This window comes from Burkholderia reimsis (assembly GCF_003294055.1).
GTDB lineage: Bacteria > Pseudomonadota > Gammaproteobacteria > Burkholderiales > Burkholderiaceae > Burkholderia > Burkholderia cepacia.
The window spans coordinates 44,687-69,684 of record NZ_QMFZ01000013.1 but is presented as its reverse complement, the minus strand read 5'-3'; the positions used below and the strand labels follow the sequence as shown (position 1 = coordinate 69,684).

The window sequence follows — 24,998 nt, the reverse complement described above, 5'->3', positions numbered from 1 at the left end:
CGTATCCAGTCCCGACCGCCGCACACGATGCCGATCCGAACCCGCCCCGATGGAATGCCGATGAAACACGATCCCGCGCAATGGCTGCAGCGGCCCATCCCGCCGTTTCCCGACCTCGAGCCGGATCCCGACGACCCCGATCCCGGCGGTTTGCCGCCCGACCTGCCCGAACCGTACCGGCAACCGGCAGGCGATCCGCCCGCGACCGCGCCACCCGAGCGCGAACCGCCGACGCGGCAGCCTCCCGTGCATGCGCCGCCGGTCGGCGGAATAACGCGCCTGCATGCGCAGGCGCGGCGATGAGCGTCCGCGTGAAACCCGGCGTGCTGCGCGAGATCGCCGAGACGCTCGGCCGCCATTTCGAAGCGCGGGCGATGCCGTTCCACATCGAGGAGCGGCCGGCCGGTGCATTGCATATCGGCTTTCGTGTCGACGGCCATCCGGCGTCGCTGTCGGTGACGTTCGACGCCGACGCATTCGCCGCGCTCGAGCGGGCCGGCATCGACCGGCAGCGCGGGACGCTCGCGCGTGTCGCGGCCGAATTCGACACGATGATGGCGCGCCGCACGCCGACCGCCTATGCCGGCGATTTCCATTTCAACCGGCTCTGAGCCATCGATCCGATGGAGGTATTCGATGAACACGATCCAGACGATACGCGCGGGCGCCCTTGCGTTCGCCGCCGCGTGCGCGCTCGCTGCCTGCACGCAACCGACGAACGGCCCCTACGGTGCGCGGGGGGCGCCGCCCGCACCGCCGGATGGCCGCGGCGCGCAGTCGACCACGACGATGCCGGACGCGAATACGCGCTACGACACGCGCCCGTCGCCGGGCAACATGATGCCGCAGGGCGCGGCCGGCGGCGAACCGGCCGACGTGCCGCCGCCGGGGCCGAACGGTGCGCAGGGCGACCGGCCGTTGCCGGGCACGCCGCCACCGATGCAGTACTGATCGAGCGTTTTCCGCGCATCACGTAAGGTGGGTGGCGGCGTTCGAGGGCACATCCGGATGCCCTTCCGGACGAGCGAATGGCGTGCCCCAAAACTTGCCGCGGCCTTGTAAAAAAGCGACCCCGGCCGCCGGCGAAGCGGGGTGCGAACCCGCGAGAACTGCGAGGCGACGCGCTTCGCCGCATTGGCACGAAAGCTGCGTAAGTCGTGCAGACGACCTAACGCGAACCGAACAATCAGGAGGCTTTCGATGCCCGTCTCGCTTGCGTTGCAGATGCGACAGCATCTGGCACTTACGCCGAGGCTTCAGCAGTCGCTGCGGCTGCTGCAGTTGTCCTCGCTCGAATTTCAACAGGAATTGCGGCAGGCGCTCGACATGAACCCGTTTCTCGAAGACGGCCCGGGCGACGAGGAAGCCGCCGACGGCGCGCCGGAGCAGCCGGCGGAAGCGGCCGCGCCCGAAGCGGCGCCCGAGCCCGAGGATGTCCGGCCGCCCGACGGCGAGGTGCCGCTTACGGCGGCACCCGCGCCGCGCGGCACGAACCGCCAGGGTGACGATGCAGACGGCCTGTCGCCGGGCGAATGGACCGCCGCCGAACCGTCGCTGCATCAGCAGCTGCACGACGCGCTCAGGCTGTATCCGTTGAACAGGCGCGATCGCGAAGCCGCGCGCATCGTGATCGACGCGCTCGACGACGACGGTTATCTGCGCCAGGAACTCGCCGAGCTGCGGGCCGCGGCCGATCCGGCGCTGCTGCTGTCGGAGCAGGATCTCGCGATCGCGCTGCGGCTCGTGCAGATGCTCGACCGCCCGGGTATCGCGGCGCGTTCGCTGTCCGAATGTCTGGTGCTGCAGCTCGACGCGATTCCGGCCGGCACGCCGGCGCTCGCGGAAGCGAAGGCGATCGCGTGCGAGCATCTCGAACGGCTCGCCCGCCGCGAGACGGCGGAGATCCAGCGGTGTCTCGGCTGCAACCCGCAGACGATGCACGCCGCCTGCGCGCTGGTACGCGGGCTCGACCCGCGCCCCGGCAACCACTACGGCAGCACGCGCGGCGATTACGTGGTGCCCGACGTGATCGTGCGCCAGGTACGCGACGAATGGATCGTGACGATCAACCCGGCCGTGCTGCCGCGCGCGCGCCTGCACGAGCGCTACGCGACGCTGTTCGCGCAGTCGAGCGGCGAGCGCGATTCGCCGCTCGGCCAGCAGCTGCAGGAAGCGCGCTGGCTGATACGCAACGTGCAGAAGCGCTTCGACACCATCCAGCGCGTGGGCGAATGCATCGTCGCGCGGCAACGCGATTTCTTTCGTTACGGCGAGATCGCGATGAAGCCGCTCGTGCTGCGCGATATCGCGGAAGCGCTCGACCTGCACGAATCGACCGTGTCGCGCGCGACGGGCAACAAGTACATGGCCACGCCGCACGGCACGTTCGAGTTCAAGCATTTCTTCCCGCGCAAGCTCGAGGCGGCCGGCAAGGGCGTGTGCTCGGCGTCGGCGGCGAAGGTGCTGATCCGCGACATGATCGCGGCCGAGCGGCAAGCCGAGCCGCTGTCCGACGTCGCGCTCACGGCGAACCTCGCGGGCCGCGGCATTCTTCTTGCGCGTCGTACGGTGACGAAGTATCGGCAGGCGATGAAGATTCCCGCGGCCGACCTGCGGCGTCGCGATGCCGCGTGACGTGAGGCTTGCGCGCCGGACCGATCTTCAACCGCGCGCGGCGCCGCCCGTCGTGTCGGCCCGCGCATCCATCCACGACAGGAGTGCAACCATGCCAGCAAAATCCCAGGCCCAGCAGCGTGCCGCAGGCGCGGCGCTGTCGGCCAAGCGCGGTGAAACGAAGATGAAGGATCTCAAACCGCCGGCGAAGTCGATGGCCGAGTCGATGAGCGAGAAAGCGCTCGAGAAAATGGCTGCCACGCCCGTGCGCGGCAAACCGAAACACAAGCACGATGCGTGACCGACGACGACGTTTGGTGACGACCGCTGTCATCCAGGAGGGTTCCATGCTTCGATACGCCATCATCTTCTTCATCATCGCGCTCGTCGCCGCCGTGTTCGGCTTCGGCGGCATCGCGGCCGGCGCGGCCGAGATCGCGAAGATCCTGTTCTACATCTTCGTCGTGATCTTCCTGGTCACGCTGCTGCTGGGCGTCGTGCGACGATGAGTGTCGCGCCCGACCGGTCGCAGCGCGTGGCCGAACTCGAACACGCGCTCGCGATCGGCTTTCCGTCGCAGTCGACCGTCGTCGTGCATGCGGACGACGCATCCGGCGGCCTGACGATCCAGGTGTCGTGGGTGCGCGTGCCGTCCGACGAGGACGCGCGCGAATGGCGTTGCGCGGTCGACCTGCGGTTCGATCCGGACGTCGTCGATCGCTACGTTTTGCTCGACGCGGCCGACCGGCTGCGCGTGCGCACGCAGTTGTGCGACCACGCGCGGCGCGCGGTGGACGAGCGCAAGCCGCGCGTCGAGGATGCCGCGATCGAATGCAGCGTGACGCTCGACGTGACGCGCGCCGAATTCGACGCGGCGCTGGCCGCGCCCTGACGCCGCGGCCGGCGTCGCGGGCGCGGTCGCTGCCCGTCGTACCGGTTTTCGCTGCCGTCCGCATGCCCGCGCCGCGGCGCGGCGGTTTGCGTGGCGACTGCCCACCCGAATGCCACGAGGATCTTTCGATGACCCGTTCCACATCAGCCGGCAAGACCGCGCCCGCGCAGTCGACCGACAGCGCGAAGTCGCGCCAGCTCGACGAACACCGTTCGCGGCCCGACCACGAAGCGCTGCGCACCAACCAGGGCGTGCGGATCGCCGACAACCAGAACACGCTGCGCGGCGGTGCGCGCGGCCCGTCGCTGCTCGAAGACTTCATCATGCGCGAGAAGATCACGCACTTCGATCACGAGCGCATTCCGGAGCGCGTGGTGCACGCGCGCGGCTCGGCTGCGCATGGCGTGTTCCGCGTCTACGAACCGATGGCCGACTTCACGAAGGCCGCGTTCCTGCAGGACCCGGCCGCCGAAACGCCGGTGTACGTGCGCTTCTCGACGGTGCAGGGCCCGCGCGGTTCGGCGGACACGGTGCGCGACGTACGCGGTTTCGCGGTGAAGTTCTATACGGAAGAGGGCAACTACGACCTCGTCGGCAACAACATGCCGGTGTTCTTCATCCAGGACGCGATCAAGTTTCCCGACTTCGTGCATGCGGTGAAGCCCGAGGCACCGAACGAGATGCCGACCGGCGCGTCCGCGCACGACACGTTCTGGGATTTCGTGTCGCTGGTGCCGGAGGCCACCCACATGGTGCTGTGGCTGATGTCGGACCGCGCGTTGCCCGCGAGCTTTCGCGCGATGGACGGCTTCGGCGTGCATACGTTCCGCTTCGTGAACGCGGACGGCGCCGAGCGTTTCGTGAAATTCCACTGGCGGCCCGTGAGCGGCGCGTATTCGCTGCTGTGGGACGAGGCGCAGCGGATTGCCGGCCACGATCCGGATTTCAACCGGCGTGACCTGTGGATGGCGATCGAGCGCGGCGACTATCCGGAGTTCGAGCTCGGCGTGCAGATGATTGATCCGGCCGATGCGGGCCAGTTCGACTTCGACCTGCTCGACCCGACCAAGCTCGTGCCGGAAGAGCGCGTGCCGGTGCGGCCGATCGGCCGGATGACGCTGAACCGCAATCCCGACAACTTCTTCGCGGAAACCGAGCAGGTCGCGTTTCACCCGGGCCATGTGGTGCCGGGCATCGATTTCACGAACGACCCGTTGTTGCAGGGGCGCCTGTTCTCATACACCGATACGCAGCTGAGCCGGCTCGGCGGCCCGAACTTCCACGAGATCCCGATCAACCGGCCGGTGTGCCCGTTCGCGAACAACCAGCGCGATGCGATGCACCGGCAAACGATCAACGTCGGGCAGGCGTCCTACGAGCCGAATTCGACGAGCGGCGGCTGGCCGCGCGAGACCCCGCCGGCGCCGTCGGGCGGCGGCTTCGAGACCGTGCACGAGCCGCTCGAAGGCGAGAAGGTACGCGTGCGAAGCGAATCGTTCGCCGATCATTTCTCGCAGGCCGCGCTGTTCTACCAGAGCATGACGGAGATCGAGCAACGGCATATCCGCGACGCGTACTGCTTCGAGCTGGGCAAGGTGACGCAGCCGCGGATTCGCGAGCGGGTGGTCAACGACATCATCGCGCGCTTCGACGCGGGGCTGGCCGCGCAGGTCGCCGAACGGCTCGGGCTGCCCGCACCGCATGCGGGCGCGACGCCTGCCGTCGCGCAGCGCTCGCCCGCGCTGAGCCTGATCGGCCGCTCGAAGCCCGGCATCCGCTCGCGCAAGATTGCGCTGATCGCGACGCCGGGTGCGAGCGAGGCGCTCGTCGAGCAGGTGCGCGACGCGCTGCAGGCCGCGCATGCGGTGCCGACGATCGTCGCGCCGACGCTCGCGCCGATCGGCAGCATCGTGCCGCAGGCGACGCTGGCCGGCATGCCGTCGGTGATGTTCGACGCGGTGTTCGTGTGCGGCGGCGACGGCGATGGCCGCGACCTCGCGCACAGCGCCGACGCGCGGCATTTCGTGCGCGAGGCGTTCAAGCACCTGAAGCCGATCGCGGCCGTCGGGTCAGGGCGGCAACTGCTGAGCGCCGCGCATCTGCCGGACCCGGCCGAAGGCGTGTGCGTTGGGCAGGCCGTCGATCTCGACGCGATCCTGAATACGCTGTCCGACCACCTCGGCCGCCATCGCGTGTGGGCGCGCGAGCAGCAGGCCGCCGAGTTGCCGGCCTAGCGCCGCGCGATCATGGACATCGTCGTCGCGCTGCTCGGACAGGGCCGGATGCTCGGCCCCGGGCAGATGGCGCTGCGCGCGATCGTCGTGTCCCTGGTCGCGCTCGTGCTGATCCGCATCGCCGGGCGGCGCGCGTTCGGCCAGCGTTCGCCGTTCGACTACGTGGTCGGGATCCTGCTCGGCGCGATCCTGAGCCGCGCGGTGGTCGGTGCGTCGCCGTTCGTGGCGACCGTCGCGGCGTCGTTCGCGATCGCGCTGCTGCATCGCGCGATCGGCTGGGCCTGCGTGCGCTCGCGCCGGCTCGAGCGGCTGCTGGTGGGCGTCGAGCGCGAGGTGTATCGCAACGGCCGCTTCGACGACGCACAGATGCGCGCCGCGCTGCTCACGCCGACCGACATCCGCGAAAGCGTGCGGCAGGCGCTCGGCGCGACCGACCTGTCCGACGTCGACGCGGCGATCCTGGAACGCAACGGCCACGTCAGCATCGTGCGGCGCAGCCGTTGCCGCAGGCCGTGACGTGCGCCGGACCACACACGCGGCAAGGAGGACATCGATGGCACGGATGATCTGGAAAGGCGCGATCAGCTTCGGGCTCGTTCATGTGCCCGTGCAGCTGTTCCCGGCCACGCGTACCGTGAAGCCGTCGTTCCGCCTGCTCGACAGGCGCTCGATGGACCCGGTCGGCTACCGGCAGATCAACAAGCGCACCGGCAGGGAAGTCACGCGCGAGGACATCGTGCGCGGCTACGAGTACGAGAAGGAGCGTTATGTCGTGCTGACCGACGACGAGATCCGCGCGGCGAACCCCGAATCGACGCAGACGGTCGACATCGTCACGTTCGTCGACGAAGGCGCGGTGTCGTTCCTGTATCTCGACACGCCGTATTACCTCGTGCCGGACCGCAAGGGCGAAAAGGTCTACGCGCTGCTGCGCGATGCGCTGAAGGACAGCGGCAAGATCGGCATCGCGCACGTCGTGATGCGCGACCGTCAGCATCTCGGCGCGCTGATCCCGGTCGGGCCGCTGCTCGCGCTCGACACGCTGCGCTGGCAGGAGGAGCTGCGCCCGCTCGACGAACTGTCGGTGCCGGCCGGCGACGCGAAGCGCGCGGGCGTCAGTGCGCGCGAACTCGCGATGGCGAAGAAGCTGATCGACGACATGTCGGGTTCGTGGACGCCGGACGAGTATCACGACACGTTTCGCGACGACATCCTCGACCTGGTCGAACGCAAGGTGCGCGCGGGCCGGATCGAGGAGATCGAGGACCGGCCCGCGCAGACGGGGCGCGCGGCGTCCAACGTGGTCGACCTGACCGAATTGCTGAAACGCAGCCTGAAGGGCGGCAGTGCGCGGGCAGCCGATGCGGGCGAGGAGGCGGGCGACGAGGCGGATGCCGGGGCGCCGGCATCTTCGCGTGCCGCCGGTGCGCGGCGCAAACCGGCTGCGAAAGCACCGGCGAAAGGGGGCGCGAAGGTTGCCGCGAAGGCTGCCGCGAAGGGGGCTGAAAAGGGGGCTGAAAAGGGCACCGCGAAGGCGCCCGCAAAACGCGCGGCCGCGAAGCACGGCACGGCCGTGGCGCACCCGGCGAAGAAGATCGCCGCGCGCCGCAAGCACGCCGCATGATCGCGCAACGGAGAACGACGCGATGGCCGCGAAACTCGACCCCTATCGCCGCAAACGCCGCTTCGATGCGACGCCGGAACCCGAGGGCGCGCACGGGCGGCGGCGCGCACCCGCCGAGGCGGACGCGAGGAAGTCGCGGCAGTCGCCGAAGGCGGGAGCGTCCGCGCGCACGACCCGGCCGCTGCGCTTCGTGATCCAGGAACACCACGCGAGGCGGCTGCACTACGACTTCCGTCTCGAGCTCGACGGCACGCTGAAATCGTGGGCCGTGCCGAAAGGGCCGAGCGTCGATCCGGCGGTGAAACGGCTGGCCGTGCACGTCGAGGATCATCCGTTCGAATACGCGTCGTTCGAAGGCGAGATTCCGGCCGGACATTACGGCGCGGGCTCGGTCGTCGTGTGGGACGAAGGAACGTGGACGCCCGACGGCGGCGTCGCGCAGGCACGCGCGGGCTACCGTGCCGGCAAGCTGACGTTCCGGCTCGACGGCGCGAAGCTGCACGGCGGCTGGGCGCTGGTGCGCAGCGGGCGGCAGCAGGGGCGCCAGGAGCAATGGCTGCTGATCAAGGAACGCGATGACGACGCGCGCGATGCGGCGGCGTTCGATGTCGTCGCGCAGCGGCCGGGCAGCGTGCATGACGGGCTCACGCAGGCCGCGCGCACGAAGGGGAACGGCGACAAGCCGCCCCCTGCGCGTGCCGCGCGGCGCGGCCACGGCAACGCGCCAGGCATGAGCGACGCGCCGCACGACGACGACGCGGGCAGGCCGTCGGCCGACCTGTCGCACGTGGACGGTGCCGTGCGTGCGGCGTTGCCCGAGCGCGTCGCGCCGCAACTCGCGACGCTGGTCGATGCGCCGCCCGCGCACGGCGACTGGCGCTACGAAGTGAAATTCGACGGTTACCGGATCCTCGCGCGGATCGCCGGTCGTGGCGCGCGGCGGCACGTCACGCTGATGACGCGCGAAGGCCGCGACTGGACCGCGAAGCTGCGTGCGCCGCGCGATGCGCTCGCCGCGCTCGAGGTCGACAACGCGTGGCTCGACGGCGAGGCCGTCGTGCTCGGCGAGAACGGCCTGCCCGATTTCCAGGCGCTACAGAACGCGCTCGGCGCGGGCCGCTCGGATGCGGTGACGCTGTTCGTGTTCGACCTGCCGTTTCTCGACGGATACGACCTGCGCGACGTGCCGCTCGCCGCGCGTCGCGCGCTGCTCGAACCGCTGCTCGCCGGCAGCGATCCGTCCCGGCTGCGTTTTTCACCCGATCTCGGCGACGACGTCGTGCCGCTGATCGCGCACGCGTGCGACACGGGGCTCGAAGGGTTGATCGGCAAGCGCGCGGAGTCGCGTTATCGCGGCGGCCGCTCGCCCGCCTGGATCAAGCTGAAATGCCGGCGGCGGCAGGAGTTCGTGATCGGCGGCTACACCGAGCCGTCGGGCAGCCGGCACGGGTTCGGCGCGCTGCTGCTCGGCGTCCGTGCGCCGGACGCGGGCGGCAAGCGGTCACGCGGCACGCCGCCGTTGTGCTATGTCGGCCGCGTCGGCACCGGGTTCGACACGCGCCTGCTCGACCGGCTCGCGGCGATGCTGCGCAAGCATGAGCGCGACACGACGCCGTTCGACCCGCCGCCGCGCGAACGGTCGCGCACACGCGTGCACTGGGTCGAGCCGACGCTCGTCGCCGAATGCGAATTCGCGGAATGGACGGGCGACGGGATCGTGCGGCAGGCGTCGTTCATCGCGCTGCGCGAAGACAAGCCGGCGCGGCAGATCGTCCGCGAAGTGCCGCGCCATACCGAATCGGAGACGACGATGGACGAACCCCACGCAGCGCACGGCAACCCGCATGACAACCACCCGCATTCACCGCATACCGATACCGGTCACGACCGCCGGCCGCGCGCACGATCGCATGCGTCCACCGGCCGCGCGCACGGCGAACCCGGCGTCGATCACGTTGGCCGCGTGCGCATCACGCATCCCGACCGCGTGCTCGACCCGCGCAGCGGCACGCGCAAGATCGACCTCGCGCATTACTGGTTGTGGGTCGCGCCGTGGCTGCTGCCCGACCTGAAAGGCCGGCCCGTGTCGCTCGTGCGCGCGCCGGGCGACATCGCCGGCGAACTGTTCTTCCAGAAGCATGCGGAGCGCCGCGAAATCCCGTTCGTCAAGCAGCACGCGGGACTCGATCCCGGCCACGGCCCGCTGCTGTCGATCGACAGCGTCGACGCGCTGCTCGGCGCCGCGCAGATGGGCACGATCGAGCTGCACACGTGGAACGCGCACGCGTCGAACATCGAGCGGCCCGACCGGATCGTGTTCGACCTCGATCCCGATCCGGCGCTGCCGTGGCGCGCGATGATCGACGCCGCGCAGATCGTGCGCGGGCTGCTCGACGAACTGGGGCTCGTGTCGTTCTGCAAGACGAGCGGCGGCAAGGGGCTGCATGTCGTCGTGCCGCTCACGCGGCATGCGGGCTGGGACGACGTGAAGGACTTCTCCCGCGCGGTCGCGCAGCACGTCGCCGCTACGCTGCCCGAGCGCTTCACCGCGACGATGGGGCCGCGCCACCGGCGCGGCAGGATCTTCGTCGACTACCTGCGCAACGGCCGCGGCGCGAGCACGATCGCCGCGTACTCGGTGCGTGCGCGGCCCGGCATGGGCGTGTCGGTGCCGCTCGAATGGGACGAGGTACCCGGCACGACGGGCGGCGCGCAATGGACGATCGACACGCTCCGCGAACGGCTCGACGCGCTGAAACGCGACCCGTGGGAAGGCTACGCGCACACGCGCCAGCGCCTCACGGCGTCGATGCGTGCGCGGCTCGGGGCGCAAACGTGAACGCGTCAGCGCCGATGCTGCAGCCGGTGATACCAGTTCATCAGCGGCGTCGCGGAGATCCCGTGCGCGATCACCGATGCCGACACGACGACCAGCACCGGTGCCGCCAGCGAGCGCACCGCGCCGGACGGCGCGTGCTCGATCGCGAACAGCAGGTAGTAGAACGAGCCGATCCCGCGAATGCCGAACCAGGCCATCAGCCGCCGCTGCGCCTGCGTCGCGCGCGAACCGGCGAGCGTGACCAGCACCGCGAGCGGCCGCACGACGACGAACAGCACGGCGGCCAGCGCGGCCGCCCCCCACGTGAGCAGCGGGCCCGGTAGCGTCGCGAGCACGCTGCCGATCATCGTCATCACGACGGCTTCCGCGATCCGTTCGAGTTCGATCGTGAAGCCGAGCACCGATTCGGCCATGAACGCGTGTGCCTTCTCGGGATGCTTCTCGGTGGCGACGACGTCTTCCGAATCGATCTGACCGATCACTTCACGCGGCCTGCGGTCGCCGCTCGCGCGGTGCTCGACGCGGCGCATCGCGACACCGGCCGCGAACGTCGCGATGAAGCCGAAGGTGTGCGCGAGCTGTGCGGCGCCGAACGACAGCACGATCAGCGCGAGCGCGAAGAAGCCTTCGAGGCCGAGCGCCTGCGCGTGCCGCGTGCGCAGCCAGCCGATCAGTTTCGTCGTCGCCCAGCCGAGGGCGCCGCCGATCGCGGCCGCGCCCGCGATGCCCCACAGCGCGACGAGCGCGAACGCGCCGGACAGCGGCGCGAGCCCGTAGGTCGCGTCGCGCGTGCCGCACAGGGTGAGCCCCGCGAGCGCGAACGGCAACGCGATACCGTCGTTCAACCCGCCTTCGCCGGACAGCGCGAAGCGCACGAGATCGCGATCGCCCGGGTCGTGCACCTGCACGTCGTGCGCGAGCACGGGGTCGGTCGGTGCGAGGATCGCCGCGAGCAGCAGCGCCGGGCCCCAGCCGAGCCCGAGCGTGAGCGCCGCGCACGCGGCGAGCAGCGGCACGGTGACGATCATCGCGAGCAAGCCGAGGCGGCACGGCACGAGCCACAGCCGGTCGGTCAGCGGCACGCGCAGCCGCAGCCCGATCGCGAACAGCGACACGAGCAGCGCGATTTCGACGATTTCACGCAGCAACGGCGCGTCGCGTTCGAGGTCGAGCTGCAGCAGGCCGGCGCCGGCCGGGCCGAGCGCGACGCCGAGCACGAGATAGATCATTGCAGTGCTGCACGGCAGGTGGCGCAGCGCCGACGTCGCGACGCCCATGCCCAGCAGTACCGCGCCGATGATCAGGTACCAGAGCGTCTCATGCATGCGCGGGCTCGCGGCGGGCGGGGAAGGCGGACGCGCAACCGGTCAGGGCTTGCGGCCGAATGCCTCGCGCAGTTTGCGTTTCGCGCGTTCGAGCGTCGTGCGGCGCGTTTTCGGCAGATTGCGGCCCGCGCGGTTCACGTAGAAGTTCAGCATCGACATCGCCGACTGGAACGGCGACGCCTTGCGGCGGCGGCTGTGTTCGGCCGAACGCTTCAGCGACGCGGCGATCGCCGCCGGATCGTCGGACTTGAAGATGTCGGGCTCGATGTCGAGCGCATCGCTGCGTTGCGTGACTTCGCCGGACCAGCGCTTGCGGTGTGCCGGATCGGCGCTGCGGGCGCGGCCGGGACGGCGCGTGAGGCGCTTGCCGTGTGCGTGGGAAGCAGAAGCGGAAGGCATGTGACGGGGCTCCGTGTGGGGTCGAGGGATGGGTCCTGCGGAGACACGCGACGCAATCCGCGTGCCGCGCCGCGGGCGTGTGCGGACGTCGGCATGGGCATTGCTGGAAGGGCGTTGCCGGAAGGCACGAACAGGCATTTCCGTTACCGCATCACCACCACGGAGACAACGCCATGAAGCCAGCAACCGATCCGAAGCCTGTCGCGCGGCGCGATGACGGCGCGGTTTCCCGGGACGGGCGCGCGGCCACCACGCAGGAGGACATCATGCAATCGAATTCCCGGATTTGGCTGGAGAACGACGAGATCGACGGCGAGGCGCTCGACGTGGACGATCTCGACACGACGGTTCATGTCGACGTCGCGACCGGCAGGGTCATGTTCCATGCGGCGTGGGCGAATGCGCCCGAGGCGCCGCCCGAGGTGGCGCGGTATTCGGTCGTGCTCGCGCTCGACTGCGACACGATGGAGCGTTACGCGGATCTCGACGAAGGCGCACGCACGCGCGTGCACGCGATGCTGCACGAGGCCGTGCAGCAGACGCTCGAGCAGTTGCCCGACACCGACGAAAACCTGACGCTGACGATCGAACTGACCGACGCGATGCTCGATGCGGCGCGGCACCTGCAGTAATCGTTGCGGGCCGACGTGCCGCATCGGATTACATCCCGTTGAAATCTTTGCAGTCGGGCGCGCGGCGACGTCGAACGGGCCGGCCGGGAGCATGCGTGTGCCGGCCTTGATGCGATCGCGGGTCGTTCCCCGGCCGGTACCTCGATGCGAGCGGGTGCGACCGTGCGCGTGCAAGTGCAGCGCGCCCGGCGGCCGGCACGCCGATTGCTGCACGACCGATGCGGCACGACGTGTGCCGCCCATCCGAAGGAGACATTCATGAGCGGCAGGCTGGAGCATTGCAAGGTGGCCATCCTCGCGGTCGACGGATTCGAGGAAGCCGAACTCGTCGAGCCGCAACGCGCGCTCTCGGCCGAGGGCGCGCAGGTCGACGTGATTTCGCAGAAGCGCGGCGAGATCCAGGGTTTCCGGCACGTCGACAAGGGCGGGCGCGTGAAGGTCGACCGCACGTTCGACGATGCGCGCGAAGGCGATTACGACGCGGTCGTGCTGCCTGGCGGCGTCGTGAACGGCGACGCGATCCGGATGCTGCCGGCGGCGCGCGAATTCGTGACGGCGGCCGTCGGCGCCGGCAAGCCGATCGCGGCGATCTGCCACGGCGGCTGGCTGCTCGTGTCGGCCGGGCTCGTGGAGGGCCGCACGATGACGAGCTGGCCGAGCCTGCAGGACGATATCCGTCATGCGGGCGGCAAGTGGGTCGACGAGGAGGTCGTGCGCGACGGCAACCTGATCACGAGCCGCAAGCCCGCCGACCTGCCCGCGTTCAATGGCGCGCTGGTCGAGCGCCTCGCGTCGCGGGGGGCGTAAGCCGATGCCGGCCGATTCCGCCCGCCGCGTGACGCTGACCGACACGCCGCCCGTGTTCGACGGAGCGGCGCTGCAGTTGAGTTTCGTCGTCGACGTCGATGGCGTGCCGCAAACCTGTGCGATCACGGTCGAGGCGCTCGAGGATCATTTCGGCGCGCAGTCGGCGCTGGAGGCCGACCTGCGCGATGCGTTCGAACGCGGCCGCGCGCGCATCGAGGCCGCGTGCGCGGAGGTTCTGGCCGACGGCGGCGGGGCGGACGTGGTGCTGCAAAGCGGTTATTTCCGTGCGCCGGGCGGTCGGGTGCGGGCCGGGCTGTTTCGTCCGGGGAAGTCCTGACCTCCGTCGCGCTTCCCGAAGCGTCGTTCCGCGCCGCATCCAGCCATCAGGCCATCCAGCCAACCGCATTACACGCCATTGAAAACTTTGCCGCGCGTCGCAGGCATCGCTCGGTGCCAAATCGCGCTGCGTGCCGAACGCGCGGTGCGGTTCGCGTCGTGTCGACAGGCATGTTCCCTGCATGAATGGCCTGTTACCGGCGCACGATTCGCGCCGCATGCCGATGCGACCCGTTCGTCGCATCGCACGTAGCCGCAGACGGGGAACGAGCATGCTGACCGCCCATGAATTTGCCGTGCTGTTCCTGGTGCATCACGCACCGGAGCAGATCCAGATCGACCGCGACGACGTCGTCGCCCTCGTCGAGCAACAACTGATCGTGATGCAGCGCGACGACGCGTCCGGCGAGCGTCGGCCCGTGTTGACGGCCGGCGGCTTGTCGGTTCTGAAGTGCGTGCAGCGGCATGACGGGGGCGCGACCGACGTGACTGACCTGAGTGACATGAACGACGCGTGATGCACGGCGCCGCGCGGCGCTCACCGCGCGATCGCGACGCCCGCGTTGACCTGGACGACAGGTGTCCGGCCGTCGAACGGCGGCGCGGGCAGGAAGCGGTCGATCACGCCGGCTTCGAACAGCAGGCAGTACGTCGATCCGCCGAACTGGAAGTAGCCGATCTCGTCGCCCTTGTCGACGCGCTGCCCCGGCACGACGTCGATCACGCACGACGACACGTCGCCCATCCCGACGAACACGGCCGCCACGGTGCCGATGCCGGGATCGTCGCAGGAGAGCGCGACCACCGCGCGCGTGGCGACGGCCGTCATGTAACCCTGCGAGTCGTTCAGCCCGGCCGGATCGGTGCCTTCCGCCTCCGCGACCGAGTAGTAGGTCCCGTCGACACGGTACGCGTGCGTGACGACGCCGCGCACCGGTGCATGCCAGCGATGGTAGTTGTACGCGCTCAGGTAGGCCTGGTAGATGTCGCCGCCGACGAAGCGCTCGGCGAGCGGCAGCCACGCGGGCGTGAAGAGGTCGCGCAACGAGTACGGCTGTGCCTTGATCCAGAACGTGTCGCGCAGCTTCACCTTCGATTCGGTGTGGTACGGCGCGGCCTCGCATGCGCTGACGATCACGTGCGGATCGTCGGGTGCCTCGACCGGGCGCGCGCCGTCGCGAAAGCGTCGCGTGAAGAAGTCGTTCCACGAGTCGAAGCCCAGGTGCGGCTGGTCGTCGCGATACTGGAACTGCGACAGCCCGAGGCGCCTGCACGCTGCGTCGCAGAACCAGCCGTCGGGCGCCGACGTGTCGAGATGCGTGCGCGAATGCGGGCCGCCGAGGAAGTCGCACCATACGTTCAGCACGCACTTCAGGTGCGCGTTGACGGTCGCGTCGCGAAACACCGCGTGGCCCGACGGCATGCACATCGGCCAGTCGAGGAACGCGTTGATCGGGCACACGATCAGGCTCGCTTCGCTGAAAGGGGGCGTATAGGTCATCAGGTGATCGAGCACCGTCATCAGCTCGCCGATCGACGCGTAGCCGAGCCGCAGGCCCGAGTCGAGCGCCTCGTCGATTGCGCGGGTCAGGCCCATGCGCAGGACGGCATGGTCGTCGAACAGCCGCGCGAGGGCCTGCACGGCCGGCGTGCGCAAGCGGTCGCCGGCATGCGCGCGGGCCTCCGCCGCGATCCTTTCGCGGAACGCGGCCATGTGGGTTTCTTCGCGCGCCATCCATTCGCCGAGCCGATGGCGCGTGGCGGGCGGCGGGTTGCGGTCGGTCGGCATGGTTTCCTCCGGACGTTGGTTCGTCATGAACGTGATCAGCAAGATGCTTGCCCGGCGGCGGCACCGAAATTGCGGCGATCGTTCGTCCGTTTTTTTGACACGGGAGACGAAGATGAACGCGGCTTCGAATGCACGACAGGCGAACAAGACGAACGAGACGGGCGCGAACGACGCGCGGCACGGCGGCGAACAGCACACGGTGACGCCGACGCGTACACGTGTGCGGCCGGCCAAGGCGGCGTCGCGCGACACGCGTCGACCGGCCGGGCGCGGCGCGGGTGGCTCAGGTGGCGCAAGCGGCGCGAGCGGGACGAGCGGGACGAGCGGGACGAGCGGGCCCGTGGCCGCGCACGACGGCGACAGGAAGGGCAATCCGCTATGGGAGGACGACGGCGGGGCGATACCGCCCGAAGAGTGGTCGTGACGGGGCAATCGTGCTTGGCACGTGCGCAAGGCTGCCGACGTTCGGTCGATTGGATCGACGATCGCCGGCGTGCCAGATACGACACGCACCGGCAGGGCAGGGCAGCTTTCAACCGCCGACACGCGCCGCCACGAGCACCGCAACAGGCAATCCGGCCAGGCAGCGGCGTAGCGCCAGCACCCCGTCGGGCATATCGATCGTGTCCCGATCGTTCAGCCAGTCGATCCACGGCCCCCCGATTCCGCGCGGCAGCACGACCGCCGTATCGCCCCACTGCGCGGGCGCCACGCGCGGCATCCCGGGCGCTTCCCCCAGCAACCGGCTCGCGAGCCGCGTCGCGACGATCACCACGGTGGCGGCCGCGTCGCACCGCGCGAACGCCACCGCGTGACGACCAAGCGGGCCGCGCACGCGTAGCGGCACGTACGCGCCGTCCGCAAACGTCGCCGGCCACCGCGCGCGCAGCGCGAGCATCCGCTCGATCAGCGCGCGTTTCACGCGCGCATCGGGCCAGGCCGGCAGGTACGACGCGACCGGATCGTCGACCCGTTCGGCCGCCAGTGCGTCGAACGGCACGTCGCGCCGGTTGTCCGGATCGACGAGCGAGTGATCCCAGCACTCGGTTCCTTGATAGAGGTCAGGCACGCCGGGCGACGCGATCCGCAGCGTCGTCTGCGTCAGGCTGTTGACGATGCCGGCCGGTGCGATCCGCGCGACGAACGCATGCAGCCGGTGCGCGAAATCGCTGGCGCCGCGCGGCGTCAGGATCGCGCGGACGAATGTTTCGCAGGCGTGCTCGTAGTCCGGTTCGGGCGCCAGCCAGTCGCTGTGCCGCTTCGCTTCGCGCACTGCTTTCGTCTGCCACTGCGCGACGCGCGCGGCGAGTCCGGCCAGCCCGGCCGCATCGTCGGGCGCGAGTGCCGGCGGCCAGCAGCCGACGAGCGTCTGGTACAGCATCGTCTCCGCGGCCGGCCCCGGCGCCCACGCGAGATCGCGATGCGCGCGGCCCCGGTGCGGCAGGTTCAGCGCGCTCCAGTCGAGCGATGCCGCGCGCCATGCGTCCGGGATCTCGCTGAGCACCGCGAGCCGTGCACGCGCGTCCTCGCCGCGCTTGTGGTCGTGCGTGGCCGTCGCGACGAGCCCGTGCGGCACGGTGCGCGCGCGGCGCCGGTTGCGTGCGTGGAACGCGCCGCGCGACAGGCTGAAGTCGCCGGCGTCGGCGCCGACCTCGTTGCGCGACAGCAGCCGGCCGTAGCGATAGTGGGCCGTATCCTCGACGCCTTTCGCGGCGAGCGGCGCGGTGAGCTGCGCGAACGCGACGCGCGCCGCGGCCAGCGCGTCGGCGTTTGCGCGCGGCACGCGTGCGGCCGGCAAGCCCAGCCACGCGGCGACGCGATCGAGCGCGAACCGGTCGGCCGGATCGATGGCCGCGCACGCGCTTTCGTACGCGAGCGCGAGCACGCGGCGGTCGGCATCGTCCGGCTCCTCGCGCGGTGCCGGATACATGCGGTACACGGGCAGCCGCACCGCCAGTTCGCCGAGCACGCGCCGAATCGCGATCAGGCTGACGTCCCGCGTGGCGGGCGACGCGCGCGCGATCCCGTGCAGCAGCCGCGCGGCGCGCGCATGCTCGACGGCGAGCTGGCGCATCAGCACGCGCCGCTTGCCGTCGAGCGCATCCTGCGCGAACGTGCGCGACGAGCCCGACACGGCCGCCCAGTGCGCGGCCAGCGGTTCGGCGCCGGCCGGGTCGTGCAGCAGCGCGCCGACGTCGTTCATGAAGTCGTAGCCGGTCGTGCCGGCGACGGCCCAGTCGGCGCGCAGCGATTCGCCCGGCGCGAGGATCTTCTCGACGACGACATACGGCGGCGCGCTGCGCTGCGCGGCCAGTCGTGCATGCAGCCGCCGGCAGTAGGCGCGCGGATCGGCGAGGCCGTCGACGTGATCGACGCGGATGCCGTCGACGAGCCCGGCCGCGTGCAGGCGCAACGGCAGCGCGTGAACGGCGTCGAACACCGCGTCGTCGTCGACGCGGACGGCCGCGAGTGTCGCGATGTCGAAGAAGCGCCGCCAGTTCAGCTCGTCGGCGGCCGTGCGCCACCACGCGAGCCGGTAATGCTGGCGTTCGAGCAGCCGGTGCAGGCTGGTGCGCGAGCGCGCGACGCGCGGGTCGGCGCCGCGCAGCACCGCGTCGAGCGCGTGCGGGCCGTGCGCGGCCGCGTGATCGCGCAGCGAGGCATGCGCGGTGGCCAGCCGTGCACTGTCGCGCGCCGGCGCGGCGTCGAAGCGTTCGGCGAGCGCGTTCAGGTCCGCGCGGTTCGCGAGGCGCAGGATGTCGGCATAGGTGGCGGCCGCCACGGGCAGCCGCCGTCCGGGGCACGCGATGAAGAAACGGCCGCTGGCCGGGTCTGCGTTCAGCGTGATGTCGCCGGCCGCGAGCGCGTCGCCATAGGGCATCCCGAGACACGGCAGCAGCACCTTGCCGTCGAGTGCCGGATCGGGCGGATGCCAGTCGATGTCGAAATGGCGCGCATACGGGCTGGCGGGGCCCCATTCGAGCACGTCGTTCCACCAGCCGTTCGACGAGCCGCCGACGCCCATATGGTTCGGCACGATGTCGACGATCACGCCGAGGCCGCGTGCACGCAACGCGTCGACGAGCCGATTGAAACCTGCTTCGCCGCCGAGTTCGGGATTGAGCGTGCCGTAATCCACGGTGTCGTAGCCGTGCCGCGAGCCCGCTTCGGCGGCCGAAACCGGCGACAGGTACAGGTGACTCACGCCGAGCCGCGCGAAGTAGTCGGCGTGCGAGGCCGCGTCGTCGAACGTGAAACCCGCATGAAGCTGCAGTCGCAGCGTCGCGCGCGGCGTCATGCGCCGCGCTCCCTGGAACGGCGCGCCTGCACGACGGCGGCGATGCGTTCGCGCACGTCGGCGTCGAACAGCGAGTCGATTGTGCGCGGCAGACGTTGCCGCCAGTTCGGATGCCCGCACGGCGGCCCCGGCAGGTTCGGCTGCGCGTCCAGCGCGAGCAGGTCCTCGAGCGGCACGATCGCGAGCGGCGACGGGCTGCGCGCGACGTAAGCGAGGATCGCGCCGACCGGCGGGGCATCGGCCGGCGGGGCGGCGGCGCCGGCCGGTGCGCAGCCGGCCTGCTGCAGCGCGTGCCATAACGCCGCGCGTTCGGCGGCGCGTTCCGCGTGCGCGGCGGGCAGGCCGGGGGGCGCGTCGGGCGGCGCCGCGTTGCCGGCGTCCGGGCGCGGCGCGGTGTCGTGCCCGCGCGCCTGCACGATTTCGTCCGAATCGTGCGCACTGGCGTCGTCCGGTGCGGGAGCGGCCACGTCGTACCTGTCCGCGTCGTCGTGCTGCGCGGCGGCCTGGGCCGCGGCTTGCCGCCAGGCCAGGTCGACGCCGCGCCACCAGCCGGCCACGGTCGGCAAATCGTGAGTCGACGTCGTCGCGATCGCGTCGCGGTCCCACTCGGACGGCTGCCGGAACGCGCCGCCCGCATCGCGCTCGAACCACAGCACGCGCATGCCCGCGACCCCCTGCGCGCCGAGCCGTTCACGAAACCCGGCGGGCACCGTGCCGAGATCCTCGCCGATCGCGAGCGCGCGATGGCGGGCCGCCTCGAGCGCGACGAGCCGCATCAGATCGTCGACCGGATAACGCAGGTACGCGCCGTCGCGCGGCGAGCCGCCGTCCGGCACGATCCACATCCGCGCGAAGCCGAGCACGTGATCGATGCGGATGCCGCCCGCGTGCGCGAACGCCGCGCGCAGCAGCTCGATGAACGGCACGAAACCTTCCGCGCGCAGCGCGTCCGGCGTCCAGGTCGTCACGCCCCACGCCTGGCCGGCCGCGTTGAACAGGTCGGGCGGCGCGCCGAGCGATACGCCGCGCAGCAGCGTCGCGCCGTGCGCCCACGCGTCGCTGCCCGCGCGATCGGAGCCGACCGCGAGATCGGCGATCAGCCCGGTGGCCATGCCGGCGCGGCGGGCCGCATGCTGCGCGTCGCCGAGCGCGCGCGCGGCGCACCATTGCAGGAACGTATGGAACGCGACCGTATCGGCATGCGTGTGCGCGAATGCGTCGACTTCCGCCGATGCCGGGTCGCGCCACGGCGCCGGCCACTGCCGCCAGTCCGCCCCGAGCCCGTGTTCGATGCAGAACGCCTGCAGCGCATCGAAGCGCGCATGCGCGTCGAGCGCCGCGCCGCCCGTCGCGCGAAACCGCTGGAACGCGTCGCGCGACGGGGCGTCGTCGGCGCGCCACGCGTCGAAGCACGCGCGCAGGCGGCGCAGCTTCAGCGGCAGCACGTGCGGCCAGTCGATCAGCGGCGCATCGGCTGCCGCACCGGATACGTGACGCACGGCCTCGGCGCCCGGCACTGCGTCGCAGTCGAGATACGCGACGTTGTGCCAGCGCCGCGACGACGGCGAATACGGGCTGTCGTGCGCGGGCAGCGCCGGATAGCCGGCGTGCGTCGGGCTGATCGCCACTGCCTGTGCGCCATGCCGCGCCGCGCGCGCGGCCAGCCGCGCGAGCGCGGTGTAGTCGCCCGCGCCGCCGTCGCCCGCGCGGCGCAGGCTGTAGAGCTGCGCCGCGATGCCCCAGCGGTTGCCCGCATCCGTCGCACGCGTGTCGAACGGGTGCGTATGGGGCAGCGCGATCGTCAGCCCGATGCGCCGGTCGCCGATGTCGAGCGCGTGGTAACCGGGCATCGCGAGCGGCGGCAATGCGCCGTGCGCATCCACGCGCCCGTCGATGTGTCCGCCCGCTTCGAGCGTGATCCGGAAGCGCGCGCCCGGTTGCGCAAGTGCGGCGGGCAGGGGCAGCGGCAGGCCCGCGTCGCCGGTCACGACGCGCGGCACCGCCGTGTGTTCGCCCGCGAGCGCCGCCGCGCTTTCGACGCGCTGAGCCGCCGTGCCGCACGGCCAGCCCAGCGCATCGACGAGCGCGGCGAGCGCGCCGTCGTCCACCCGCCGCGCGATGCCGCCGGCATCGGTCCAGTCGGATTCCAGGCCGGCCGCGTGCGCGAGTGTCGAGATCGAAACGTCGGTCGTCATGATCGGCTCTGCCCGTTCGCGCGATGGTGCCGCGCATCGTGGTTGACCGCACCGTCCCGCCAAGCGATGCACGCGCGTGGCGGCAGCTTCAGGTCGGGCAGCCGGTCGCGGGCGCGCGGCGGCGTCTCGAACACGATCTTGCCGACCGGCAGTTCGGGCAGTGCCGCGTCGAGCGAGCCGAGATTCAGCGCGATCGTCAGCGTGCTGCCGTCGCCGAGGCGCCAGCGCGCGACGAGCGCCGCAGGGTCGCCGTCGCCCGCGAGCAGGTCGACGCCGAGTGCCCGCGCGCCCGGCACATGCGGCGTCACGAGCACCGCGCGCACCGTCAGCGCGCTGCGGTAGAAGCGCTGCCATGCGGCCGCATCGGGCCAGTTGTCGTCCGGCGGATGGTGCGACGACGAACGGACAAACGTCGCGATGTCGTTCGGGTCGGGAATCAGGTCGCGATGCGCGGGATCGGCGAACGCCGGAAATGCCGAGAATTCGCGGCGCCGGCCTTCGCGCACCGCGTCGGCGAGCGCGCCGCGATAGTCGGTGAAGAACTGGAACGGCTGCGTGCTGCCGTCTTCCTCGCCCATGAACAGCAGCGGGATCGGCGGCGCGAGCAGCATCAGCGCGGTGGCCGCGCGCACCGCGTCGTCGTTCGCGAGCGCGCGCAGCCGCTCGCCGAACGCGCGGTTGCCGATCTGGTCGTGGTTCTGCAGGAACGTGACGAACGCGGTGGGCGGCAGGTGCGCGCTCGGCTCGCCGCGCGCGGCGCCGTCGTGCAGCGGCGACGGTTCGCCCTGGTACGCGAAACCTTCGCCGAGCGTGCGCGCGAGATGGCGCAGCGGCGCGTCGGCGTACGCGCGGTAGTAGCCGTCGCGCTCGCCGGTCAGCAGCACGTGCGCGCTGTTGTGGAAATCGTCGTTCCACTGCGCATCGAAACCGCCGGGGCCGAGCAGGCTCGCCGTGTTGCGTTCGTTCTCGAGCACGAGATGAAGGTGGCGTGTGTCGCCTGCATGCGCCCGCACGCGGCGCGCGAGTTCGCGCAGCCACGCGTCGTCGCCGATCGCGTGCGCGGCGTCGATGCGCAGCCCGTCGAAACGGAATTCGTCGAGCCAGTACAGCGCATTCTCGATGAAGAACGCGCTCGTCTGCGGGTGCGAAAAATCGATCGCGGGCCCCCACGCGGTCCGCCGGTCGTCGCGGAAGAAGGCGGGCGCGTAGCGCGGCAGCTGGTTGCCTTCGGGGCCGAAGTGGTTGTACACGACGTCGAGGAACACCTGCAGCCCGAGCCCGTGCGCGGTGTCGACGAGCGCCTTCAGCTCCTCGGGCCGCCCGTACGACGCATCGGGCGCGAACGGCAGCACGCCGTCGTAGCCCCAGTTGCGCGAACCGGGGAACGCGTTGACGGGCATCAGCTCGACGGCGGTCACGCCGAGCGCGGCAATGGCCGGCAGCCGCCGCTCGACGCTCGCGTAGCCGCCGCATGCGCCGACGTGCAACTCGTACAGCACCGTCTCGTGCCACGGCCGGCCGCGCCATGCGCCGTCGCGCCAGCGATACGACGCCGGATCGACGACCTGGCTCGGGCCGTCCACGCCGCCGGGCTGGAAGCGCGACGCCGGGTCGGGCACCGCGAGACCGTCGTCGAGGCGGTAGCGATACAGCGCGCCGGGGCCGCACGGCGCGACCGTCTCGAACCAGCCGTCGCCGACGGGTGTCATCGGGATCGTGTGTTCGCTATCGTCGTGCAGTTCGACGGCGGCCGTGCGGCTGGCGGGCGCCCAAAACCGGAAGCGCGTGCGTTCGGCATCGACGCAGGTCGCGCCGAACGACGATTCGAACGCGTGCGTGCCGGTTGGACGATCGGAACGGGATGTCATGGCGGTCCTCAGGAGGGCGGGTCGGGCGGCACGGCGGCCACCGCGATCGCGGCTGCATGCGCGGCGACGTCGAGCCCGTCGGCCGGCCAGTTGCGCGGGCCGGCGTCCGGCGTGGCCGTGTCGACCAGCACGCGGTATTCAAGCATCGGCGCGGGCGGCGCGAACACGATCGTCTCGGACGACGCGTTCAGCATCACCAGCAGCGCCTCGGTGCGCCCGGTGCGGCCCGTGCCGACACGCCGCATCGTCAGCGCGCGGCGTTCGCGATCCTGCCACGCGGGCACGGTCATCGCGACGCCGCGCTCGTCGAACCAGTCGATCTCGGCCATGCCCGGTGCGGCGTTGCGGTCGCCCGACGGATAACCCGGCGTGGACATCACCGGATACATGCGGCGCAGCGCGGCGAGCCGCGACACGAAGCGCATCAGCGTCACGGCTTCGTCACTGTGGGCGAGGTCCCAGTCGAGCCACGACAGTTCGTTATCCTGGCAATACGCGTTGTTGTTGCCGTGTTGCGTGCGGCCGAACTCGTCGCCGGCCACCAGCATCGGCGTGCCGAGCGCGGTGAACAGCGTCGCGAGCATCGAGCGCGCGACGCGCGCGCGCACCGCGCGGATCGCGGCATCGTCGGTGGGCCCTTCGGCGCCCCAGTTCGCGCTGCAGTTGTCGTCGCGGCCGTCGCGGTTGTCCTCGCCGTTCGCTTCGTTGTGTTTCGCCGAATACGAGACGAGATCGGCGAGCGTGAAGCCGTCGTGCGCGGTGACGAAATTGACCGATGCCCACGTGTGGCGCCGCTGGTGGTTGAACAGGTCGGCCGACCCGGCGAGCCGCGCGGCGAGCTCCGGCCGCTGGCCCGCGTCGCCGCGCCAGAAGCGCCGCACGGTGTCGCGAAAGCGGTCGTTCCACTCGGCGAAACCGGGCGGGTGGCGGCCGAGCTGGTAGCCGCCGGGGCCGAGGTCCCACGGCTCGGTGATCAGCTTGCGCTGCGCGAGCACCGGGTCCTGCCGCAGCGCGTCGAAGAAGCCCGCGCCGGGGTCGAAGCCGTGCGCCTCGCGCCCGAGCGTCACGCCGAGGTCGAAGCGGAAGCCGTCGACGTTGAACGCGGTGGCCCAGTAGCGCAGCGAATCCATCACCATCTGCACCACGCGCGGATGCGACAGGTTCAGCGTGTTGCCGCAGCCCGTCTCGTCGACATGAAAGCGCTGGTCGCCCGGCACGAGCCGGTAGTAGCTCGCGTTGTCGAGGCCGCGCCACGACAGCGTCGGGCCGAGCTCGTTGCCCTCGCACGTATGGTTGTAGACGACGTCGAGCACGACCTCGATGCCGGCCGCATGCAGCTGCCGGATCGCGATGCGCATCTCGTCGAGCCGCCGCGTCGCGAGATACGCGGGCTCCGGCGCGAAGAACGCGGCCGTGTCGTAGCCCCAGTAGTTGCGCAGCCCGCGGTTCACGAGCGCGCGCTGCTGCAGGAACGCGTGGACGGGCAGCAGCTCGACCGTCGTCACGCCGATCGACAGCAGGTGATCGATGAACGCAGGATGCGCGAATGCCGAGAACGTGCCGCGTTCGGGCGGGCGCAACCCGGCGCGGCGCATCGACGTGCCGCGCACGTGGGTCTCGTAGATCACCGTGTTGCGCCACGACACGCGCGGGCGCCGGTCGGTGCTCCAGTCGAACGCCTCGTCGACCACCACGCACTTCGGCATCGCGGGCGCCGAATCGCGGCGGTCCATCGACAGGTCCGCGCGATTCGAATGGACGCGATAGCCGAACAGCGCGTCCGACCAGCGGAACTGGCCGACCAGCTTGCGCGCGTACGGGTCGAGCAGCAGCTTGGTGGAATTGAAGCGATGGCCGTGCTGCGGCTGGTAGGGGCCGTCCGCGCGAAACCCGTACACGGTGCCCGGATGCGCGTTGGGCAGGTAGCCGTGCCACACCTCGTCGGTGCATTCGGGCAGGTCGAGGCGCGCGAGTTCCTTGCGGCCGGTCGGATCGAACACGCACAGCTGGATGCGCTGCGCGTGCGCGGAAAACACCGCGAAATTGGTCCCGAGGCCGTCCCAGGTCGCGCCGAGCGGATAGCTGCGGCCGGATTCGAGACGGGTGGGCAGGGCGGTCGGCATGGGGCGGATCTCCGTGTCGAGGGC

The 24,998-nt window shown here is 70.9% G+C and carries 23 protein-coding genes; 16 read left to right on the top strand and 7 right to left on the bottom strand.

Going from position 1 to position 24,998, the window contains the following annotated elements:
• Window positions 1-60 precede the first annotated feature (60 nt).
• The 11 genes from DPV79_RS16955 (at window position 61) to ligD (ending at window position 10,202) form a co-directional block, all read left to right on the top strand.
• A complete protein-coding gene (locus DPV79_RS16955; protein WP_165843527.1) occupies window positions 61-303 on the top strand; it encodes a hypothetical protein in 243 nt (80 codons plus the stop codon).
• Window positions 300-611, top strand: a complete 312-nt coding sequence (locus tag DPV79_RS16950; RefSeq protein WP_113045992.1) for a hypothetical protein — start codon at window positions 300-302, stop codon at window positions 609-611. The genes DPV79_RS16955 and DPV79_RS16950 overlap by 4 nt, the downstream gene beginning before the upstream one ends.
• Before the next feature lie 25 nt (window positions 612-636).
• Window positions 637-951 carry a hypothetical protein gene (locus tag DPV79_RS16945; RefSeq protein ID WP_021161227.1) on the top strand — a complete coding sequence of 105 codons (315 nt, stop codon included), beginning with the start codon at window positions 637-639 and terminating at the stop codon, window positions 949-951.
• A 249-nt stretch (window positions 952-1,200) separates the two neighbouring features.
• Window positions 1,201-2,634, top strand: coding sequence for an RNA polymerase factor sigma-54 (gene rpoN, locus DPV79_RS16940; protein ID WP_113045991.1), 1,434 nt, complete (start codon window positions 1,201-1,203; stop codon window positions 2,632-2,634).
• Between the two features lie 91 nt (window positions 2,635-2,725).
• Window positions 2,726-2,914, top strand: a complete 189-nt coding sequence (locus DPV79_RS16935; RefSeq protein ID WP_111941059.1) for a DUF3008 family protein — start codon at window positions 2,726-2,728, stop codon at window positions 2,912-2,914.
• A 46-nt stretch (window positions 2,915-2,960) separates the two neighbouring features.
• A complete protein-coding gene (locus DPV79_RS16930) occupies window positions 2,961-3,122 on the top strand; it encodes a DUF1328 domain-containing protein (protein WP_021161224.1) in 162 nt (53 codons plus the stop codon).
• On the top strand, window positions 3,119-3,505 hold the full coding sequence (locus DPV79_RS16925) for a DUF3022 domain-containing protein (RefSeq protein WP_113045990.1): 387 nt from the start codon (window positions 3,119-3,121) through the stop codon (window positions 3,503-3,505). The genes DPV79_RS16930 and DPV79_RS16925 overlap by 4 nt, the downstream gene beginning before the upstream one ends.
• Window positions 3,506-3,633: 128 nt before the next feature.
• Window positions 3,634-5,739, top strand: coding sequence for a catalase HPII (katE, locus tag DPV79_RS16920; RefSeq protein ID WP_113046055.1), 2,106 nt, complete (start codon window positions 3,634-3,636; stop codon window positions 5,737-5,739).
• A 12-nt stretch (window positions 5,740-5,751) separates the two neighbouring features.
• On the top strand, window positions 5,752-6,255 hold the full coding sequence (locus DPV79_RS16915) for a DUF421 domain-containing protein (protein WP_113045989.1): 504 nt from the start codon (window positions 5,752-5,754) through the stop codon (window positions 6,253-6,255).
• 37 nt (window positions 6,256-6,292) lie between these two features.
• Window positions 6,293-7,363 (top strand): non-homologous end joining protein Ku, encoded by a 1,071-nt coding sequence (gene ku / locus DPV79_RS16910; RefSeq protein WP_113045988.1) that lies wholly within the window; start codon window positions 6,293-6,295, stop codon window positions 7,361-7,363.
• A gap of 22 nt (window positions 7,364-7,385) precedes the next feature.
• Complete coding sequence (gene ligD / locus DPV79_RS16905) at window positions 7,386-10,202, top strand: DNA ligase D (RefSeq protein WP_113045987.1); 2,817 nt, start codon at window positions 7,386-7,388, stop codon at window positions 10,200-10,202.
• 5 nt (window positions 10,203-10,207) lie between these two features.
• On the opposite strand, the gene DPV79_RS16900 is transcribed toward ligD, so the two are convergent.
• Both DPV79_RS16900 and DPV79_RS16895 read right to left on the bottom strand, forming a co-directional pair.
• Complete coding sequence (locus DPV79_RS16900) at window positions 10,208-11,527, bottom strand: cation:proton antiporter domain-containing protein (RefSeq protein ID WP_113045986.1); 1,320 nt, start codon at window positions 11,525-11,527, stop codon at window positions 10,208-10,210.
• A gap of 42 nt (window positions 11,528-11,569) precedes the next feature.
• The gene (locus DPV79_RS16895; protein ID WP_021161217.1) at window positions 11,570-11,926 is read right to left on the bottom strand and encodes a DUF3175 domain-containing protein; all 357 of its coding nucleotides are present in this window, start codon (window positions 11,924-11,926) and stop codon (window positions 11,570-11,572) included.
• Window positions 11,927-12,192: 266 nt separating this feature from the next.
• On the opposite strand from DPV79_RS16895, the gene DPV79_RS16890 reads away from it, so the two are divergent.
• The 4 genes from DPV79_RS16890 to DPV79_RS16875 all read left to right on the top strand — a co-directional run bounded on the left by DPV79_RS16890 (window position 12,193) and on the right by DPV79_RS16875 (window position 14,219).
• Entirely contained in the window at window positions 12,193-12,558 is a 366-nt protein-coding gene (locus DPV79_RS16890) for a DUF3022 domain-containing protein (protein WP_113046054.1), read from the top strand.
• Between the two features lie 258 nt (window positions 12,559-12,816).
• Window positions 12,817-13,365, top strand: a complete 549-nt coding sequence (locus DPV79_RS16885; RefSeq protein ID WP_059524495.1) for a type 1 glutamine amidotransferase domain-containing protein — start codon at window positions 12,817-12,819, stop codon at window positions 13,363-13,365.
• A gap of 4 nt (window positions 13,366-13,369) precedes the next feature.
• Window positions 13,370-13,702, top strand: a complete 333-nt coding sequence (locus DPV79_RS16880) for a DUF1488 family protein (RefSeq protein ID WP_113045985.1) — start codon at window positions 13,370-13,372, stop codon at window positions 13,700-13,702.
• A 271-nt stretch (window positions 13,703-13,973) separates the two neighbouring features.
• The gene (locus DPV79_RS16875; RefSeq protein WP_113045984.1) at window positions 13,974-14,219 is read left to right on the top strand and encodes a hypothetical protein; all 246 of its coding nucleotides are present in this window, start codon (window positions 13,974-13,976) and stop codon (window positions 14,217-14,219) included.
• Window positions 14,220-14,239: 20 nt separating this feature from the next.
• Here the strand turns inward: DPV79_RS16875 and DPV79_RS16870 are convergent, their stop codons facing one another.
• On the bottom strand, window positions 14,240-15,490 hold the full coding sequence (locus DPV79_RS16870; RefSeq protein WP_113046053.1) for a phosphatidylserine decarboxylase family protein: 1,251 nt from the start codon (window positions 15,488-15,490) through the stop codon (window positions 14,240-14,242).
• Between the two features lie 112 nt (window positions 15,491-15,602).
• Between DPV79_RS16870 and DPV79_RS16865 the strand changes: the two genes are divergently transcribed.
• Window positions 15,603-15,914: a hypothetical protein gene (locus DPV79_RS16865; protein ID WP_113045983.1), complete on the top strand. Its 312-nt coding sequence runs from the start codon at window positions 15,603-15,605 to the stop codon at window positions 15,912-15,914.
• 108 nt (window positions 15,915-16,022) lie between these two features.
• Here the strand turns inward: DPV79_RS16865 and treY are convergent, their stop codons facing one another.
• The 4 genes from treY to glgX are packed head-to-tail and all read right to left on the bottom strand — an operon-like array spanning window position 16,023 to window position 24,974.
• Window positions 16,023-18,788: a malto-oligosyltrehalose synthase gene (treY, locus tag DPV79_RS16860; RefSeq protein WP_113045982.1), complete on the bottom strand. Its 2,766-nt coding sequence runs from the start codon at window positions 18,786-18,788 to the stop codon at window positions 16,023-16,025.
• Window positions 18,785-20,983, bottom strand: a complete 2,199-nt coding sequence (gene malQ / locus DPV79_RS16855) for a 4-alpha-glucanotransferase (RefSeq protein ID WP_113045981.1) — start codon at window positions 20,981-20,983, stop codon at window positions 18,785-18,787. The genes treY and malQ overlap by 4 nt, the downstream gene beginning before the upstream one ends.
• Window positions 20,980-22,851 carry a malto-oligosyltrehalose trehalohydrolase gene (gene treZ / locus DPV79_RS16850; RefSeq protein WP_113045980.1) on the bottom strand — a complete coding sequence of 624 codons (1,872 nt, stop codon included), beginning with the start codon at window positions 22,849-22,851 and terminating at the stop codon, window positions 20,980-20,982. Before treZ ends, malQ begins: the two co-directional genes overlap by 4 nt.
• Before the next feature lie 8 nt (window positions 22,852-22,859).
• Window positions 22,860-24,974, bottom strand: a complete 2,115-nt coding sequence (glgX, locus tag DPV79_RS16845; protein WP_059813525.1) for a glycogen debranching protein GlgX — start codon at window positions 24,972-24,974, stop codon at window positions 22,860-22,862.
• Between the last annotated feature and the right edge of the window lie 24 nt (window positions 24,975-24,998).

What these genes read in the sequence shown, in the direction of transcription:
- DPV79_RS16900 (WP_113045986.1), bottom strand. Translation starts at nt 11,527, where the DNA reads ATGCATGAGACGCTCTGGTACCTGATCATCGGCGCGGTACTGCTGGGC.
- rpoN (WP_113045991.1), top strand. Translation starts at nt 1,201, where the DNA reads ATGCCCGTCTCGCTTGCGTTGCAGATGCGACAGCATCTGGCACTTACG.
- ligD (WP_113045987.1), top strand. Translation starts at nt 7,386, where the DNA reads ATGGCCGCGAAACTCGACCCCTATCGCCGCAAACGCCGCTTCGATGCG.
- DPV79_RS16945 (WP_021161227.1), top strand. Translation starts at nt 637, where the DNA reads ATGAACACGATCCAGACGATACGCGCGGGCGCCCTTGCGTTCGCCGCC.
- DPV79_RS16870 (WP_113046053.1), bottom strand. Translation starts at nt 15,490, where the DNA reads ATGCCGACCGACCGCAACCCGCCGCCCGCCACGCGCCATCGGCTCGGC.
- ku (WP_113045988.1), top strand. Translation starts at nt 6,293, where the DNA reads ATGGCACGGATGATCTGGAAAGGCGCGATCAGCTTCGGGCTCGTTCAT.
- DPV79_RS16885 (WP_059524495.1), top strand. Translation starts at nt 12,817, where the DNA reads ATGAGCGGCAGGCTGGAGCATTGCAAGGTGGCCATCCTCGCGGTCGAC.
- treZ (WP_113045980.1), bottom strand. Translation starts at nt 22,851, where the DNA reads ATGACATCCCGTTCCGATCGTCCAACCGGCACGCACGCGTTCGAATCG.
- DPV79_RS16880 (WP_113045985.1), top strand. Translation starts at nt 13,370, where the DNA reads ATGCCGGCCGATTCCGCCCGCCGCGTGACGCTGACCGACACGCCGCCC.
- DPV79_RS16890 (WP_113046054.1), top strand. Translation starts at nt 12,193, where the DNA reads ATGCAATCGAATTCCCGGATTTGGCTGGAGAACGACGAGATCGACGGC.
- DPV79_RS16955 (WP_165843527.1), top strand. Translation starts at nt 61, where the DNA reads ATGAAACACGATCCCGCGCAATGGCTGCAGCGGCCCATCCCGCCGTTT.
- glgX (WP_059813525.1), bottom strand. Translation starts at nt 24,974, where the DNA reads ATGCCGACCGCCCTGCCCACCCGTCTCGAATCCGGCCGCAGCTATCCG.
- DPV79_RS16915 (WP_113045989.1), top strand. Translation starts at nt 5,752, where the DNA reads ATGGACATCGTCGTCGCGCTGCTCGGACAGGGCCGGATGCTCGGCCCC.
- DPV79_RS16935 (WP_111941059.1), top strand. Translation starts at nt 2,726, where the DNA reads ATGCCAGCAAAATCCCAGGCCCAGCAGCGTGCCGCAGGCGCGGCGCTG.
- DPV79_RS16875 (WP_113045984.1), top strand. Translation starts at nt 13,974, where the DNA reads ATGCTGACCGCCCATGAATTTGCCGTGCTGTTCCTGGTGCATCACGCA.
- DPV79_RS16865 (WP_113045983.1), top strand. Translation starts at nt 15,603, where the DNA reads ATGAACGCGGCTTCGAATGCACGACAGGCGAACAAGACGAACGAGACG.
- DPV79_RS16925 (WP_113045990.1), top strand. Translation starts at nt 3,119, where the DNA reads ATGAGTGTCGCGCCCGACCGGTCGCAGCGCGTGGCCGAACTCGAACAC.
- DPV79_RS16895 (WP_021161217.1), bottom strand. Translation starts at nt 11,926, where the DNA reads ATGCCTTCCGCTTCTGCTTCCCACGCACACGGCAAGCGCCTCACGCGC.
- katE (WP_113046055.1), top strand. Translation starts at nt 3,634, where the DNA reads ATGACCCGTTCCACATCAGCCGGCAAGACCGCGCCCGCGCAGTCGACC.
- malQ (WP_113045981.1), bottom strand. Translation starts at nt 20,983, where the DNA reads ATGACGACCGACGTTTCGATCTCGACACTCGCGCACGCGGCCGGCCTG.
- DPV79_RS16950 (WP_113045992.1), top strand. Translation starts at nt 300, where the DNA reads ATGAGCGTCCGCGTGAAACCCGGCGTGCTGCGCGAGATCGCCGAGACG.
- DPV79_RS16930 (WP_021161224.1), top strand. Translation starts at nt 2,961, where the DNA reads ATGCTTCGATACGCCATCATCTTCTTCATCATCGCGCTCGTCGCCGCC.
- treY (WP_113045982.1), bottom strand. Translation starts at nt 18,788, where the DNA reads ATGACGCCGCGCGCGACGCTGCGACTGCAGCTTCATGCGGGTTTCACG.